Below are 14,169 nucleotides of genomic sequence, written 5' to 3'. Positions count from 1 at the left end.
GGGAACACGGTACCCGGGCATGGGCACGGACTTCGAAACGAACGCGCGTCGTCTCCGCGCGAGGCTTCCTGCTCCGGGCTCGGCCGCCGTTCTCGGGCGAGCCGGTAGGGGCATGCTCGGACCCGTGGCGGCGACGGGACTGGCCGGCGTTGTGCTGGTCGCGGCGTTTGCCTGGGCGGGCGTCAATGCAGTTCGTCGCGATCCCGTCCCGCGCGGTGGCGAGGCGTCGCAGGGTTGCGCCGAGTGCCACCGGGGCCGCGTGCAGGCCACGCACGACGCGGCGTTCGTGACGCTGACCCACGGCGCCGCGGCGGTAGCCGATCGCCCTCAGTGCCTTGGCTGCCATCGGACCGAGCAGTGCCGCGACTGCCACGTCAGGCAGGTGCCGCCGTGGCATACCGAATCGGTACGCGATCCGGGACGGGACCGGCGTGCGCGACAGGAACATGCGAGCGCCGGGCTCGAACGGGGCGCGGGGTGCCTCGAATGCCACGCGGAATACTTCGCCGCGCAATGTGCCGAGTGCCATCGCATCGAGGAGTGGGCACCGTGAGAATACCTGCTCGCAAGCGCACGGCGGACTCGCGCATCGCGCCGCTGGTGGCGCCGCCGCTGGTTCGCCTGCCGGTGCGAGACCTGCACTGCGTCGTGCAGTCGGGCGACCGCGTCCGCGCCGGCGACCTGCTGGCGCGATCGGCGCAAGGCGCCGCATGGCAGTTGCGCGTCCATTCGCCGCTATCCGGGACCGTGGTCGGCGTCGGCGGCGAGATCGCGGTTGCGGGCGAGCCGGACGTCGTGCGGCCGCTTGCCCGTGGTGCGGATGTCGTCGACGCCGTGCGCGATGCCGGAGTGGTGGGCATGGGCGGGGCGATGTTTCCCACTTACCTCAAGCTCTCGCGCGTCGCCTCGCGGCCGGGCCTCGATACGGTGGTCGTCAACGCGCTGCAAAGCGAACCGTACGTGACCTGCGACAGCCGGGTGCTTGCCGAGCATGGCGCGGAGATCGAGGCGGGGGCCGGGTTGGCGGTTGCGGCGGTCGGCGCCGCGCGCGCGCTGGTGGTGGATGACGATCGCGGCTACCCGGGAGGCGACGAGCGCATGCTCGTTCGTCGAACGCTTGCGCGCGAGGTGCCGCGGGGCGGTCGTCCGCCTGCGGTCGGGGCCGTGGTGCTGAACGTGCAGACGATCCGGGCGATCCACCGTGCGGTCAACGAACGCCGTCCCCTGGTCGATCGTGTGATCACCGTGGACGGGGGCGCCGTCGGCCGGCCGGGCAACTACGTCGTTCCGATCGGCACCGAGGTCGGACACGTACTGGCGAGCTGTGAGGTCGACATGGAGCGGGTCGCGGCGGTTATCTGCGGTGGGCCGATGATGGGATACGCCGCGGCGCCGGAGACGCCGATCGCCGCCGGCACGATTGCCGTGCTGGCGCTGACGCACGACGAGGTGAGTGGACGGCGGGACGAGCGTTGCGTGAGGTGCGGGCGGTGCCTTGCGGCTTGTCCGTTCGAGCTGCCGGTTAGCCGGTTGATCCGGCGGCCGACCGCGGCCGTGCTCGATTGTGTCGAGTGCGGTCTGTGCGAATTCGTCTGTCCTTCCGAGCGGCGTCTGGTGGCGCGCATGCGGGTGCTGAAGCGCGATTTCGTCGCGCGCGTGGCCGGGGGTTGTGCATGACTGTGGCGAGCCGCGTCCGGACCGCGGTCATGGCCGGTGTGGGGCGAGCGGATCGGCTGGGGGCCGTGCTCCTGGCGTGCGCACTGGGACTCAACGTGGCGTTGCCGCGACCCGACGCTGCGCGTCGACTGGCGGAGTCGCTGATCGGTCCGGTCGAGCCGGTCGCCGTGTCCGGGCCGCCGGCGTTCCGGGCCGGCTCGGCGGCGGTGCTGTTCTTCGATGTCGTCGGTGTGCAGGGTCCCGTGCGCGGCGCGGTGGTCGTCGATGAAGGGGGTATCGAGCAAGTCCTGCTCGTGCGCGGGCACGAAGGAGTCGATCGGACCGCGCTGCTTCGGAGCGACTTCCTCGAGCGGTTCCGCGGCCGGGCGGCAACGCCGCCTCTCGTGGTACACACGGTGACCGGTGCGACGGTGTCCTCTCAGCGCGTCGTGGATGCCGTCAACGAACGGCTGCAGGCATGGAAGGCGGTGACTCCGTGAACTCGGGCGAGTCGGCTGGCGCGTTGGCGGTGCCGGTGTCGGAGGCGTGGATAGGCGCCGGGGTCGTCGCTGCGTTGTTGCCGGCGGTGGCCGATCTGTCGTGGTCGGGAGCGCTGGCCTGGTCGGCGGCGCTGGTCGTTGGCGCAGCGGTTGCGAACGCCTCGCCTCTGCGCTGGATTGCCGTGGCGTGGGCGTCTGCGGCGGTGGTTCCGGGGGTGAATGCGATGGCGATCGTTGCGGCGGGTCTACTGGCGGGACGGTGGCCTAATCTACTGGTAGCGGCCGTCGCCGGGCCGCCAGTCGCGCTGTTTGTGCCGCTGCAATTCCGCACGGCGGGCGTGCTGCTGCTGGGGTGCGCGGTGGCGATCGTTGCGCTCGGGAGACCTCGTGACCGCGTATGACCTGGTCTTCCTGGCCGTCGCGGTTGCCGTGTCGATCGGGCCGGGGCCGGGTCGCTGGGTGGCGGTGCTGGCGCCGGCGATTGCCTGGGCGGGTGCCATTGGGCCGTGGCCGGCCGGGTTGGGATTCCCGCTGGCGGCGGGCCTGATCGTGCTGGCGGCGCCCCGGGTTGCGCCCGTGGCTCTGGTGCTTGCCGTGCCGGAGTACGAAGGTGTCGGGGAAGTGCTGCGAGCCATGGCGCTGTGGGTGGCGGCGACGGCTCTGGTCGATGCGATTGTCGAGCGGTTGCAGTTCGGTGACGAAGTGGCGGTGCGGTTACAGGGCGTGCCGATGGGTCTGGCGGCGTGTGCGATCGTGTACTTTGCGCTTCAGCCGCTGGCGTACGTGTTCCGATGACCGATGCGCGACCGCCGGCATGGATGAAACCGACCGCCGCGGCCGGCGAGGTGACGGGTCCGTTCCTCCATAGCGGGCGGACTCTGCGGCGGCTGATGTTCGAAGTGGTGCTGGCGCTATTGCCGATTTGTGTGGTGGCGATCTGGCGATACGGAACGGCGGCGGCCGTGCCGCTCGGTCTGGCCGTGGTGGTGGCGTGGGTATTCGACCTGGCGTGCGATGCGCGGCGAGCGTTCGACGGCAGTGCCGTGGTTGCGGGGATTGTTACGGCGCTGTCGATGCCGGCAAGTGGGCCGATCTGGCTTGGGCCGGTGGGTGCGGCGGCGGCGATTCTCGTCGGCAAGCACCTGTTCGGCGGTCTCGGCAACAACGTGTTCAACCCGGCGGCGGTGGGGCGGGTGGTTCTCATGGGCATCGTTCCGGCGCGGCTCCTTGCGCCGGCGTGGTCGGGTGTCGACGGGGTGAGTGCGGCGACGCCGTTGGCGAAGGAGATCGGTGCGGTGGCACCGGGGGTGAGGGAGTTGTTGTTCGGGCTTCACCCGGGCGCGCTTGCCGAGGCGGCGCCGCTGGCGGTGCTCGGCGGCGGGTTATGCTTGATCCTGATGCGGACCGTCGATTGGCGTGTGCCGTTGACGTATCTGGCCGGGGTGGCGTTGCTGGCATTGGTTCTTCCGCCGGGCGCGAGAATGGCAGGGCACGCCCCGTGGCTGGCGGGGGATGCGTTGGCGCAGTTGCTATCCGGCGGCGCTTTGCTGGCGGCCTTCTTCATGCTCACCGATCCGGTGACCGCGCCGTTCTCGGCCCGGGGGCGGGTGATCTTCGCGGTGCTCGCGGCGGTCTATACGATGGCGGTGCGCTACTACACTCCTTACCCCGACGGTGCGGCGTTGGCGGTTCTGGTAGCGAACGCGGCGGTGCCGCTCCTCGATCGTGCGACGGGCTGTTGAGTTGCGATTCCCGCGGATGTGTGCCCGGCGCGACGATTTCGACTTCCCTGGCCGGCAGGGCGCCAGTGGCACGCCGGGATCCCCGTGCGGCAGGTGGTGCAAGCGGGGAGTCGAGTCGCCCGGGTGGAACGCGCGCTCCGCGCGCGTTGCCGCACATGCCGCCCATGACCTGGCGGTCGTCTGAAGAGGATGAAAATGTGGTGCCCTCTGCGGGGTCGGGGTCGGAATCGCTATCGGGATCGAGGCATTCGAATCGATACCGATTCCGATACCGATGCCGACCCCGATGGCTACCCGCCATTGCGCTTGCCCTCCCGGATTTTCGAAGCAGAAGTTGAGGGAGAGGGAACCGAGCAGGGTCGGGACGGAATCGGAAACCTACAGATCTCGGAACTCCTCCTCGGTCAGACCTGCCTGCTTCAGAATCTTGCGGAAGGTTCCGGTGGGAAGCGTCGCGGTGTGCATCGCCACGTACGTCTGGCGACCGTCGGGATGGCGAAGCACCTTGTGGCTACCTGTCTGGTGAACCTCGACAAAGCCCGCACGGAGAAGCCGCGTCAGGACCTCACGGGGCGAGTACGGTATCGGGAAGGTCGATGTGACCGATCAAAGCCGTGGTTTCGACGGGCAGCGGGTCTCCATGACAGCGCTTTTCGGCAACCCACGCTCGAGCCAGGTCGCGCGCAGCAGCGAGCGCACCTTCGACTCCGGGACCGTGGGTCGTGAGGTCCAGGACCGGAATATGCGCGTAGTAAAACCCGTCAAAGCCTGCTTCTTCGACCGGTTCCAGAAACACCGAGTACCGCATTGCCTTTCTCCGTCTCCTCATTAGCACGGACGCATTACTGCAATCGAGGCTCATGCGGGGGGCTCGCAAGCCGGTTCCGCTGGCTCGAAAGACGACGCCGAGTTTTCCAGAATCCCGATTGGGGAAGGATGACCGCTGCCGATGCGCCGACTGAGCCTCGGCTGGCCTCGCACCTTGCGAGCGTGGTTCCGGGCTCGCAAGGGCGCGGACTTACGGTGCGGCGACGGTCTTTTCGGCGTCGATCGGGGGCTCGGGCTGCCGGCGGGCGTAGACCGTCGGCCGTGCCGACCGCGCCTCGGTGAGTTGCTTCTTCAGCTTGTCGTCGCGCCCGTAGACGTCCGGACGTGTGTGTACGACGCCGCTGTCGTCGACCCAGACGGTTTCGTACACGATGTGCACGGGGACCGGCTGCGACAGCGTGACGGTCTTTGTCTGCCAGGTCGACAGCAGTTTCTTGCGCCGCGCGTCGGACAGGCCGCCGCTGTCGGTAAGGAGCGCATCGGCAAGGCCGAGGGCGTTGCTGAGCCGGATGCAGCCGTGACTGGCGGCGCGGCCGCTCTGCTGAATGCTGGCACGCGACGGCGTGTCGTGCAGATACACGCCGAAGGCGTTCGGTAGGTCGAACTTCACGCGTCCGAGCGGATTCTTCGGACCCGGCGGCTGCTTGAGGCCGATCACCCGCGGCGCCGGCGAAGGGGGTGGCGGCCCTGCGGCAGCGTCGGTCGCGGTCGCCGGAGTCGGCGCGGCGGCGTAACGCACGACGTAACCGTTGCGGCTCAGGTACGTCGAGTCGACGCGCGCTTTGGGCATGATCTCGGCGCGAGCGATGCTCGGCGGGATGAACCAGGAGGGGTTGAACACGAGCTGGCGGATCTCGCTGCTGAAATTCGGAGTGCGCTGGTTCTGCTTGCCGACCACGACGGGCATCGCCATCACGGCCTTGCTGTTCTCGACGAGTTCGAGCGCGAAGGCCGGGACGTTGACCTTGACGTGACGGTCGCCGAGCGTGGGACCAAGCCATCGCCAGCGCTCCATGTTGACGACGATCTGGTCGATGTGCCGATCGACAGAAACGTTCAACGCCGCCCGGCTTCCTTTGCCGAGGATTCCGTCGGCGAGCAATCCGTTGCGCGTTTGGAACCGTTTCAGCGCGTCGACGAGCGCCGCGTCGAGGATTCTGGAGTCGGACGGAGCGCCGTCGTATTCCGCGGTCGCCGCCAGGCGTTGGCGCAGGGCCGGGACGGCCGCGTCACTCATGCCCACTTCCAGCTTCGGTCCGTCGGGTAGGGTGGGCCAGCCGCCGGCTTTCTGGATCTCGCGGTAGTTGCGCAGCGTGTCGCGCAGGCGCGCATATCCGGCGTGTTGCGGCGCCAGGTCGCGCAGAGCCCGCGCCGGGTCCGGCGCTTCCGCGATGCCGAGCAGGGTTCCCCGGGCGTCGAGCGCTTCGCGTTCGAAGCCTAGCTCTCCGTTGCCATACCGCGGCGGGTTGACGCCGCGGGTCTGATGGGCGGCGTATCGCAAGACGCCGTCGGAGAGCAGCAACTCGAGCTCGACGAGCCCGGTAGGCTCTTCGGTGCCGAGCCGGCGCTGGATGAGGCCGACGTGATAGGCGCGCGGGTCGAGGCCTTCACCGTTCGCCGCGGCCAACACGTCGGCCACGGCGCGAACCCGCTGCTCGTCGTCCTTGCCGCGAGCCACCCAGAGTGGCGCTCCGGCGCGCGCTTCGTAAGCGAACCGCAAAGTCTCGGCGTCGAGCACGGTGCCGTCGACGAGCAGCGGCGTCGGCCGCCCGAGCATCGTCGTGACTGCCGGCGCGACGGCTCCCGGGTCGAGTGCGGCGCGCAGCGGTGTCGCGCAGACGATACTCAAGAACACCGCGGCGACTGCAAGACCGAATGATCTCGTTTCCGACGGGGCGCACGATGCCGGGCTCGCCCGCATCGCCCGAGTCGGTGGGCGATCGCGCTGCCCTTGTACCGCCATTACGTACTTCCTCCCCCGCCCAGGTCGGTTCATCTCCGCTGCATCCGTCTCCCAGATAACCGGAGTCGGGTACATTGAGCAACACCCTTTCGGTTGCTGGTCTCGGCTTTCGACTCGAAAAAATACCTTGCAGCGGTTTCCGGATCCGCATAAGAAGCGTGGCGCGCAACGCTCAGGAGGCGGGAGTGAAGGGCAAAAGCGTCCTCCAGGTGGTGGTGGTTGCGGTGGCGGCGGCGACGGCGCTTGCGGCCTGCGCGACACCCCGATACCAGTCGACGTCGAAGCGGTGGACGAAGGAGCCGTGGCGCCCGGTACCGTCCGCTATGGAAGCCTCGGGTCCGCGCGCCGAAGTGCTCGACCTGGCGCTCAGAGCCTTCGAGTGCGGTCGTTCCGCGGGGCATTTCCAGGGGAGTTTGTTGACGGTCATCGATTACTCTCTGCCGTCGGCGGCGCGCCGGCTCTGGGTGATCGACGTCGACCGCGGAACGGTGCTGTTCAACGAGCTGGTGGCGCACGGCGAGGGCAGCGGCGAAGCGTACGCGGTGGCCTTCTCGAACACGCCGGGCTCGCGGCAATCGAGTCTGGGTCTGTTTCGAACCGAGCAGACGTACTGGGGCCGGCACGGACAGTCGTTGCGCCTGTCGGGGCTCGAGTGGGGGGTTAACGATCGCGCCGAGGATCGGGCGATCGTGGTGCACGGGGCGCCGTACGTCAGCGAGGCGTATCTGGCGGAACACGGCCGGCTCGGGCGCAGTTGGGGCTGCCCGGCGCTACCTCTCGGAGTGCACGACGCGGTGATCGACCGTATCAAGGACGGCACGGCCGTGTTCGCGTACTACCCCGACCGCCAGTGGCTGGCCGACTCGGCGTTCCTCCGCTGCGACCGGCGCGTCGCGCGGCGATAGGATCCGATTTACGAATTCCGCGTTTGCGCGCACTGCGCGAAGAAATCTTCAGGCCATGTAAGGGCTGTGTCCTGCCGTTCGTCCCGAGTAGCAGCCGTCTTCTCAGGCGGCGTATCGAGGGACAGGCTCGGCAGGGGCGAACGGGCTGGTTGTTCGCTTTGGGCTGCGGGCGCTGCCCCGCGCCGAGATGACGGCGCTGCCTGGGACGATCGGTGCGGTACGGGTGGCTTGCGCCGGCGGCGAACTTCCGTCAAGACGGAACGCCGATGGGACGGCGCGTCGTGCGTCTCGTCGGCAAACCAGCGAACGCCTGTGGCCGCGTAGCGGCGGTGAGCCGGTCGAAAGAGGATGCACATGAGTTTGTGGGACCCCCCGATGAGCCCGTTTTATACCCCCAGCCACGAGGAATTCCGCGCCACCATCCGCCGCTTCGTCGAGCAGGAAATCACCCCCCACGTCGACGAGTGGGACGAGGCCGAAGGGTTTCCCCGCGAACTCTACAAGAAAGCTGCCGCCGTCGGCCTGATCGGCGCGGGCTTTCCCGAGGAGTACGGAGGAACGCCCGCCGATCTCTTCTTCGCCATTGTCGCCGCGCAGGAACTCGCCCGCGCGGGGTCCGGTGGCATTTCCGCCAGTCTTATGAGCCACGGCATCGGTTGTCCGCCGATCGCCCGCCTCGGCAGCGAGGAAATGAAACGCCGCGTGCTCCCGCCCGTTCTCGCCGGCGACAAGATCAGCGCCCTCGCGATTACCGAACCGGACGCCGGCTCCGACGTCGCCAGCTTGCGCACCAGCGCACGCCGCGACGGCGACCACTACGTCGTCAACGGCAGCAAGACCTTCATTACCTCCGGCATGCGCGCCGACTTCGTCACCGTTGCGGTGCGCACCGGCGGGCCCGGCATGGGCGGCATCTCTCTCCTGCTGCTGGAAAAGGACATGCCCGGCTTCACGCGGACGCCGCTGAAGAAAATGGGCTGGTGGGCTTCCGACACCGCGACGTTGATCTTCGACGACGTGCGCGTGCCCGTCACCAATCTGATCGGCGAAGAAAACATGGGCTTCCTCGGCATCATGCTCAATTTCAACGGCGAACGGATCGGCATGGCCGCCAGCGCCAACGCGTTCTCGCGCGTCTGCCTCGAGGAAGCCATCGCCTGGGCGCGGCAACGGATGGTCTTCGGTAAGCCGCTCATGCACCAGCAGGTTATCCGCCACAAGCTGGTCGACATGGCGATGCGCATCAACGCCACCCAGGCGTACCTCGAAATGCTGGCGTGGCGGATACAGAACGGTGACTCGCCGGTTGCAGACATCGCCATGCTGAAGAACCAGGCGACGCAAACCATGGCCTTCTGCGCGTCGGAGGCGGTGCAGATCCACGGCGGTATGGGCTACATGCGCGGCACCCGGGTCGAGCGCATCTACCGCGAGGTCAAGGTCAATGCCATCGGCGGCGGCGCGGAGGAGATCATGAAAGAACTGGCCTCGCGGCAGTTGGGGCTGTGAGAGGACGAGCGGCATGGCGATTCGGCGGATCTATCTGGCACTGACCGTGTTGGCGGTTGCGGCGGCGGCGGCGTGTTCGCGCAGTCGGATGGTCGAGGTGTGGCAGGACCCGGATCGCCCGAAGCCGGCCTACGCCTCGGTGCTGGTCGTAGCGGTCACCGCTAACCAGGATTTGCGGCGGACCATCGAGGGTGCATTCGTGCAGGCGTTGCGCGCACGCGGCGTGACGGCCGTGCCCGACTACGAAGTGATTCCCGCCGGCGCCCCGATCGATCGGCCGACCGTCGAACGGATCGTCGCGGATGCCCATCTCGATGCCGTGCTGGCCGTGCGCATCCGTGACGTCGACAGGCGCAGTGCCGGCGCCAATGCTCCGACGGCTCGCTATGGCGACCGCTCGAACGCGGGGGACTTTTTCGGTTACTACCGAGCCGCGATGGCGCCCCCGCCGGCCGAATACGCGCTGGTCACGCTCGAGAGCATCGTCTTCGATAGCCGCACGGCGCAACGTGTCTGGTCGGCGACAACGGAAACCAAGGCGTTCCGCGATCCGCGCTCGGAGAAGACCGAGCTGGCGGATCTCGTCGTCAAGAAAATGATGCAGCAGGGTATCGTTCGCGGCGACTGACCGGGGCCGTGTTCACTCCGCCGCGAGCCGCGGCGGAACGTCGGGGCGGTCGCCTTTGACCGGCGCCGCTTCGGCGGCGGCGGCCTGCTCGACGACGCGGGCGTAGGCGCGTTCGAGCTGGCGCACGCAGGTGGCGAAGTCGAACTGCGGAGCGAGCTTGACGCAGAACGCGCTCGCGGCCGCGTACGCCTCGGGGTCGTCGAGGAGCGCGTCGAGGCGCGCCGCAAGTGCCGCCGGATCGCCGCTCCGGAACAGGAAGTCGGGGCCGGGCGCATAGCGCGCCGAGGCGTTGGCGGGCGCGTCGGCGAGCAGCAGCGGCAGCCCCATGACCAGCGCCTCGACCACGGCCATGCCCTCCAGCTCGACCTCGCTGGCGTGGACGAACACGGTGGCCTCCTCGTACAGGGCGCGCAGACGCTCGGGCGACGCGTACTCGATATCCAGTGGTAGGCCCAGGCGCGCCGCATGAGCGCGGATCTCCCGGTCGAGAGGCCCGGCGCCCGCGAACGCCAACCGTAACCGGGCCCGGTGCCGCGAGCGCGCGACGGCTTCGAGAATGACGTCGTGGCGCTTCTCGCGCGCGAAGCGCCCGACGGAGAGAACGTGCACAGGAGCATCCGGTGCCGGCGGCTGCCGGGGGGTCGCACGCCCCCACCCCGGCGGTGCGCCGTTCGACACGATCGCCACCGGTTTGCGAAGGCCGTGCTCGCGCAGCAGCTCTTCCGCGAACGCGGTCGGACACAAAACCAGGTCGGCGCGTTCGTAGAAGGCGCGGGTCCACAGGCGATAGGCAAACCGGTTGAGCCACGGCGCACGGATGCCGAGGCCGTGCAGTAGGTTCTCGGGCTGGACATTGAAGGAAGCGACCACCGGCAGGCCCCGCCTGCGCGCGATGCGCAGCGCCGCGAAGCTGAGCAAGAACGGGAACTGCAGGTGGACAACATCGACGGCAGCCAACACCCGTTCCAGCGTCGCTCGGACGGGCCAGCCGAAAGCGAACTGCTGCGCGCGCATCGCATGCAGCGGCAGCTCGAATCCAGGGACAGTCACCCGGCCCGCGCCGGCGGGACCCGTGGTTACCAGCGTGACGTCGTGCCGCTGCCGCAGCGCGGCGACGAAGCGCCGCGCCGTGGCCACGCCCCCGCCGAGTCCGTCGAGCGAATCGATGACGAATGCAATGCGCATCACGCCTCGTCGCGCAACCGATCGAGCACCCGTAGCAGGGGGGCCGGGGCCCACCAGTTGAGATCGCCGAATAAACGCATCGTCGCCGGTACGATGAGCACGCGCACCAGAGTGGCGTCGAGGGCGATGGCAAGTGCCAGCGTCACGCCCATCGCCTTTACGACGACGACCCGGGACAGGCCGAATGCGCCGAAGACGACGACCATGATCGCCGCGGCGCTGGTGACCACCTTGCCGGTTCGTTCGAGGCCGTCGGCCACCGCCTGCGTGTTGTCGCCGGTGCGGTCGTACTCCTCGCGCATCCGGGTCAGCATCAGGACTTCGTAGTCCATCGAGAGCCCGAAGACCGAACAGAACAGCAGCACCGGCAGCGTCGGATCGATCGGTCCGGCCTGGAAATGCAGCAGCCACTGCAGGTGTCCTTCCTGAAAGATCCACACCAGGGCGCCGAACGACGCGGTGATCGACAGGAAGTTCATGACCACCGCCTTGATCGGGAGCACCACCGATCGCAACGACAGGAACAGCACGATCATGGTGACCACGACGACGAACGCGATCGCCGCCGGCGCCCGTTCGAGGATGAAGTTGGTCGTGTCGAGATCCAACGCCGCGTTGCCGCCGACCAGTAAGGTGCCGTCGGCCACCTGCCGGTGCTCGCGGATGGCTTCGATGAGCGCCGCTGCCTCCTTGCCGGCGGGCGGCAGATCGCTCGATACCTGCAGCAGCGCGAAGTCGCGGCCGACGGTGCCCTTCAGCGCGAGCCGCGCCTCGGGCGGCAGGAACATGGGCGGCGTGGTGGCCAGGGTGGCCGCCAGTTCGGGCCCGAGTTCGACGATGCTCTCGACGTCGTGGACGCCGGGCAGGGCTCGAATGCGCTGGCCGAGATCGTAGAGCGCCCGCGCCCTCGGTACCGTCAGGACCGGGGCGGAAGGGAAACGCACGAGCACCAGGATGCGATTGCCGAGCTGGTCCGGGAAACTCCGCTTCAGCAGCTCGAACCCCTCGCGCGCCTCGACCGAGGCGGGCAGCGTGGTGACGTCGGCGCCCGCCAGACGCAGATCCCAAAACGGCAACCCCAGCATGGTCACGAACGCCAGGGTCGGTAACAGCACCAGCACGGGGCGCTTCATCACCCAGTGCGCGATGCGTCGCCAGAGGCCCGCGTATCGGCCCGCCCCGGGTATGCTTACCCGGCCGGTGTCGATTGCCGGGCCGAGTACCGCGAGCAACGCGGGCAGAAAGGTCAGGGCGAAGATGACCGCCAGCGTTACGACAATGGCCGCCGCGATGCCCATGGAGGCGAGAAACGAGCCGCGGAAGAACACCAGCCCGGACAGTCCCACGCCCACCGCAACGCCGGAAAAGACCACCGCCCGACCCGTCTTCGCCACCGCCCGGCCGAGCGCCCGCTCGTAGTCCGCCCCCGCGGCGAGTTCGTCCCGGTAGCGGCTGACGATGAACAGGGAGTAGTCGATAGCGACCCCGAGGCCGATGAGCGAGGCGACGTTGATCGTGTATGCCGCCATGTCGGTGAAGTGCGACAGCAGCAACACGCCGGCAATGCCGCCGAGAACCGCCAGGGCGCCTACCCCGACCGGCAAGACGGCCGCGGCCGCGGTGCGGAAGGCGAGCAGCAACACGAGGACGCTGAGCGGCAGACTGATGGCCTCGGCCCGCACCAGGTCGTGCTCGAGAACGCGGTCGAGGTCGCTGCGGAAAGCGAGGTATCCGGTGAACGTGGTTGTCAGCGGCCCTCCGCGTACCAGCGTGCGCAACTCGGGAAAGACCCGCGCCGCTTCGCGGTAGGGCAGATCCACGGTGACGATGGCCAGCGCCGCATGGCCGTCTTGCGATACCAACCGCTTGACGAGCGGGCCCGGAGCCTGGTCGGGCGCGAGCACGGACCCGATGCGCGGATCCGCTCGCAGCCCCACCAGCGCGGATGTTACCGCCTCCATGAACCGCGGGTCTGAGGTGGTCAGCGCGTCGCTGCGGAAGACGATCGTGAAGGAGGAGTCGCCCGGAAAGTGCAACTGCTCTTCGACCAGGCGGCGCGCCTCTCCCGCCTCCAGCCCGACGACCTCACCGGAACTCAGGCGACCGCCGTACACGAGCCCGGCGCCGCTGAGGAGCAACGCCAGACCGCTCAGGACGAGGACCAGCCACCGTCTACGATATGTGAAGTGCCCCAGGGCGCCGAGCATCCGCGCATCCCTATACGAAACCGCCACCGCAAGCCACCGTAGTCTTATCGATCCTCGCGGACAGTGTCGGACAGTGTCGGCCCGCGCGAGACCGCCTTCGGTTTCGCCGGCCAACGGCAAAACCCGGACCTGTCGTATGGACACGCCGGTCGGATCGTGGAATGAAAGCCGCCTCCCGCAGGTTCGCCACCGCGGCGGTGCGGAACCTACGGGCGTAGGTGCATATCTCTGGACCCGAAAGGAGTGGTGCGATGCAGCGATTGTGGAAGGTGGCTCTCGGTTCGTTGTGTGTTCTGTGGGGAGCGGCCTGTGCGAGCAGCAAGCCGGCAACGACGGCACAGATGCCCGTCCCGCCCGCCAGCCCGACGCCGGTGGTGAGCGGCGTGGTCGAGGAAGCGACGGTAACCGCCACCGCGACGGTCCTGCGGGTGGACGTGAAGAAACGTCAGGTTACCCTGAAGGCTCCGGATGGCCAGCCGTTTACGATCACCGTCGACGAGACCGTGAAGAACCTACCCCAGGTGAAGAAGGGCGACCTGGTCACCGTGGCGTACTTCGAGTCGATCGCATACGACGTGCGGCGTCCGGGCGAGGCCGAACCCGGCGTGGCAGCCGCATCGGAGATCACGACGGCGAAGCCCGGCCAGAAGCCCGGTGGCGTGATTGCCGAAGTTTACAGGGTCACCGCGACGATCACGGCGATGGACAAGAAGGCCCCGAGCGTGACGCTGCAGGTGCCCGGCGGGGTGGCCCGCACGATCGCGGTGAGGGACCCGTCGAAGCTCGATAAGGTGAAGGTCGGCGATCTCGTGGAGTTGACGTATTCCGAAGCGCTGGCCGTTTCGGTGGAAAAGCCGAAGAAGTAGCCGTCGGTTCGGGACGTGCATAGCCCTCTCCCCACCCTTGCGCCGGCCGCCGGGCCGGGGTGTAATCGTGCGCCGCAAAGGTCACGCGGCGCCCTTAGTAGTAGATGGGCACAATTACGGCGACGTATTCCGTACGACGCTTTCCGTTCGCCCCGAGTAGCCCCGTTTTCTCAGGGGCGT

15 protein-coding genes are annotated in these 14,169 nt (G+C 68.4%); 10 read left to right on the top strand and 5 right to left on the bottom strand.

The features are described 5' to 3' along the window. The first annotated feature begins 112 nt into the window (after window positions 1–112). From L6Q96_07115 to L6Q96_07090, 6 genes are read left to right on the top strand one after another with little or no spacing between them, the layout of a single operon-like run. Window positions 113–553 carry a hypothetical protein gene (locus L6Q96_07115; protein ID MCK6554341.1) on the top strand — a complete coding sequence of 147 codons (441 nt, stop codon included), beginning with the start codon at window positions 113–115 and terminating at the stop codon, window positions 551–553. Next, window positions 550–1,677: a hypothetical protein gene (locus L6Q96_07110; GenBank protein MCK6554340.1), complete on the top strand. Its 1,128-nt coding sequence runs from the start codon at window positions 550–552 to the stop codon at window positions 1,675–1,677. Before L6Q96_07115 ends, L6Q96_07110 begins: the two co-directional genes overlap by 4 nt. Then, complete coding sequence (locus L6Q96_07105) at window positions 1,674–2,156, top strand: FMN-binding protein (GenBank protein MCK6554339.1); 483 nt, start codon at window positions 1,674–1,676, stop codon at window positions 2,154–2,156. The genes L6Q96_07110 and L6Q96_07105 overlap by 4 nt, the downstream gene beginning before the upstream one ends. Further along, entirely contained in the window at window positions 2,135–2,557 is a 423-nt protein-coding gene (locus tag L6Q96_07100) for a hypothetical protein (protein MCK6554338.1), read from the top strand. Before L6Q96_07105 ends, L6Q96_07100 begins: the two co-directional genes overlap by 22 nt. After that, window positions 2,544–2,951, top strand: coding sequence for a hypothetical protein (locus tag L6Q96_07095; GenBank protein ID MCK6554337.1), 408 nt, complete (start codon window positions 2,544–2,546; stop codon window positions 2,949–2,951). The genes L6Q96_07100 and L6Q96_07095 overlap by 14 nt, the downstream gene beginning before the upstream one ends. Continuing rightward, window positions 2,948–3,898 carry an RnfABCDGE type electron transport complex subunit D gene (locus L6Q96_07090; protein MCK6554336.1) on the top strand — a complete coding sequence of 317 codons (951 nt, stop codon included), beginning with the start codon at window positions 2,948–2,950 and terminating at the stop codon, window positions 3,896–3,898. Before L6Q96_07095 ends, L6Q96_07090 begins: the two co-directional genes overlap by 4 nt. Before the next feature lie 378 nt (window positions 3,899–4,276). Here the strand turns inward: L6Q96_07090 and L6Q96_07085 are convergent, their stop codons facing one another. The 3 genes from L6Q96_07085 to L6Q96_07075 all read right to left on the bottom strand — a co-directional run bounded on the left by L6Q96_07085 (window position 4,277) and on the right by L6Q96_07075 (window position 6,689). Beyond that, entirely contained in the window at window positions 4,277–4,459 is a 183-nt protein-coding gene (locus L6Q96_07085; GenBank protein MCK6554335.1) for a type II toxin-antitoxin system HicA family toxin, read from the bottom strand. 4 nt (window positions 4,460–4,463) lie between these two features. Further along, window positions 4,464–4,706 carry a hypothetical protein gene (locus L6Q96_07080; protein MCK6554334.1) on the bottom strand — a complete coding sequence of 81 codons (243 nt, stop codon included), beginning with the start codon at window positions 4,704–4,706 and terminating at the stop codon, window positions 4,464–4,466. A gap of 210 nt (window positions 4,707–4,916) precedes the next feature. Continuing rightward, window positions 4,917–6,689, bottom strand: a complete 1,773-nt coding sequence (locus L6Q96_07075; protein MCK6554333.1) for a L,D-transpeptidase family protein — start codon at window positions 6,687–6,689, stop codon at window positions 4,917–4,919. Window positions 6,690–6,874: 185 nt separating this feature from the next. On the opposite strand from L6Q96_07075, the gene L6Q96_07070 reads away from it, so the two are divergent. The 3 genes from L6Q96_07070 to L6Q96_07060 all read left to right on the top strand — a co-directional run bounded on the left by L6Q96_07070 (window position 6,875) and on the right by L6Q96_07060 (window position 9,731). Then, window positions 6,875–7,594 carry a murein L,D-transpeptidase catalytic domain family protein gene (locus tag L6Q96_07070; GenBank protein ID MCK6554332.1) on the top strand — a complete coding sequence of 240 codons (720 nt, stop codon included), beginning with the start codon at window positions 6,875–6,877 and terminating at the stop codon, window positions 7,592–7,594. 354 nt (window positions 7,595–7,948) lie between these two features. Beyond that, window positions 7,949–9,103, top strand: coding sequence for an acyl-CoA dehydrogenase family protein (locus L6Q96_07065; GenBank protein MCK6554331.1), 1,155 nt, complete (start codon window positions 7,949–7,951; stop codon window positions 9,101–9,103). A 13-nt stretch (window positions 9,104–9,116) separates the two neighbouring features. Continuing rightward, window positions 9,117–9,731, top strand: a complete 615-nt coding sequence (locus tag L6Q96_07060) for a hypothetical protein (GenBank protein MCK6554330.1) — start codon at window positions 9,117–9,119, stop codon at window positions 9,729–9,731. Between the two features lie 12 nt (window positions 9,732–9,743). Here the strand turns inward: L6Q96_07060 and L6Q96_07055 are convergent, their stop codons facing one another. Both L6Q96_07055 and L6Q96_07050 read right to left on the bottom strand, forming a co-directional pair. Further along, window positions 9,744–10,916, bottom strand: coding sequence for a glycosyltransferase (locus tag L6Q96_07055; GenBank protein MCK6554329.1), 1,173 nt, complete (start codon window positions 10,914–10,916; stop codon window positions 9,744–9,746). Continuing rightward, window positions 10,916–13,123 (bottom strand): MMPL family transporter, encoded by a 2,208-nt coding sequence (locus tag L6Q96_07050; protein MCK6554328.1) that lies wholly within the window; start codon window positions 13,121–13,123, stop codon window positions 10,916–10,918. Before L6Q96_07050 ends, L6Q96_07055 begins: the two co-directional genes overlap by 1 nt. A 251-nt stretch (window positions 13,124–13,374) precedes the next feature. On the opposite strand from L6Q96_07050, the gene L6Q96_07045 reads away from it, so the two are divergent. Further along, window positions 13,375–13,989, top strand: coding sequence for a hypothetical protein (locus tag L6Q96_07045; GenBank protein MCK6554327.1), 615 nt, complete (start codon window positions 13,375–13,377; stop codon window positions 13,987–13,989). Window positions 13,990–14,169 lie beyond the last annotated feature (180 nt).

Source organism: Candidatus Binatia bacterium (assembly GCA_023150935.1).
GTDB lineage: Bacteria > Desulfobacterota > Binatia > HRBIN30 > HRBIN30 > JAKLJW01.
Note: the sequence above shows the minus strand (reverse complement) of the source record. Positions and strands in the feature narration are given on the sequence as shown.

Bases quoted from the DNA above. Each gene is read 5' to 3' on its own strand.
- L6Q96_07045 (MCK6554327.1), top strand. From the start codon at position 13,375: ATGCAGCGATTGTGGAAGGTGGCTCTCGGTTCGTTGTGTGTTCTGTGG.
- L6Q96_07060 (MCK6554330.1), top strand. From the start codon at position 9,117: ATGGCGATTCGGCGGATCTATCTGGCACTGACCGTGTTGGCGGTTGCG.
- L6Q96_07090 (MCK6554336.1), top strand. From the start codon at position 2,948: ATGACCGATGCGCGACCGCCGGCATGGATGAAACCGACCGCCGCGGCC.
- L6Q96_07065 (MCK6554331.1), top strand. From the start codon at position 7,949: ATGAGTTTGTGGGACCCCCCGATGAGCCCGTTTTATACCCCCAGCCAC.
- L6Q96_07080 (MCK6554334.1), bottom strand. From the start codon at position 4,706: ATGCGGTACTCGGTGTTTCTGGAACCGGTCGAAGAAGCAGGCTTTGAC.
- L6Q96_07050 (MCK6554328.1), bottom strand. From the start codon at position 13,123: ATGCTCGGCGCCCTGGGGCACTTCACATATCGTAGACGGTGGCTGGTC.
- L6Q96_07075 (MCK6554333.1), bottom strand. From the start codon at position 6,689: ATGGCGGTACAAGGGCAGCGCGATCGCCCACCGACTCGGGCGATGCGG.
- L6Q96_07115 (MCK6554341.1), top strand. From the start codon at position 113: ATGCTCGGACCCGTGGCGGCGACGGGACTGGCCGGCGTTGTGCTGGTC.
- L6Q96_07100 (MCK6554338.1), top strand. From the start codon at position 2,135: ATGGAAGGCGGTGACTCCGTGAACTCGGGCGAGTCGGCTGGCGCGTTG.
- L6Q96_07055 (MCK6554329.1), bottom strand. From the start codon at position 10,916: ATGCGCATTGCATTCGTCATCGATTCGCTCGACGGACTCGGCGGGGGC.
- L6Q96_07105 (MCK6554339.1), top strand. From the start codon at position 1,674: ATGACTGTGGCGAGCCGCGTCCGGACCGCGGTCATGGCCGGTGTGGGG.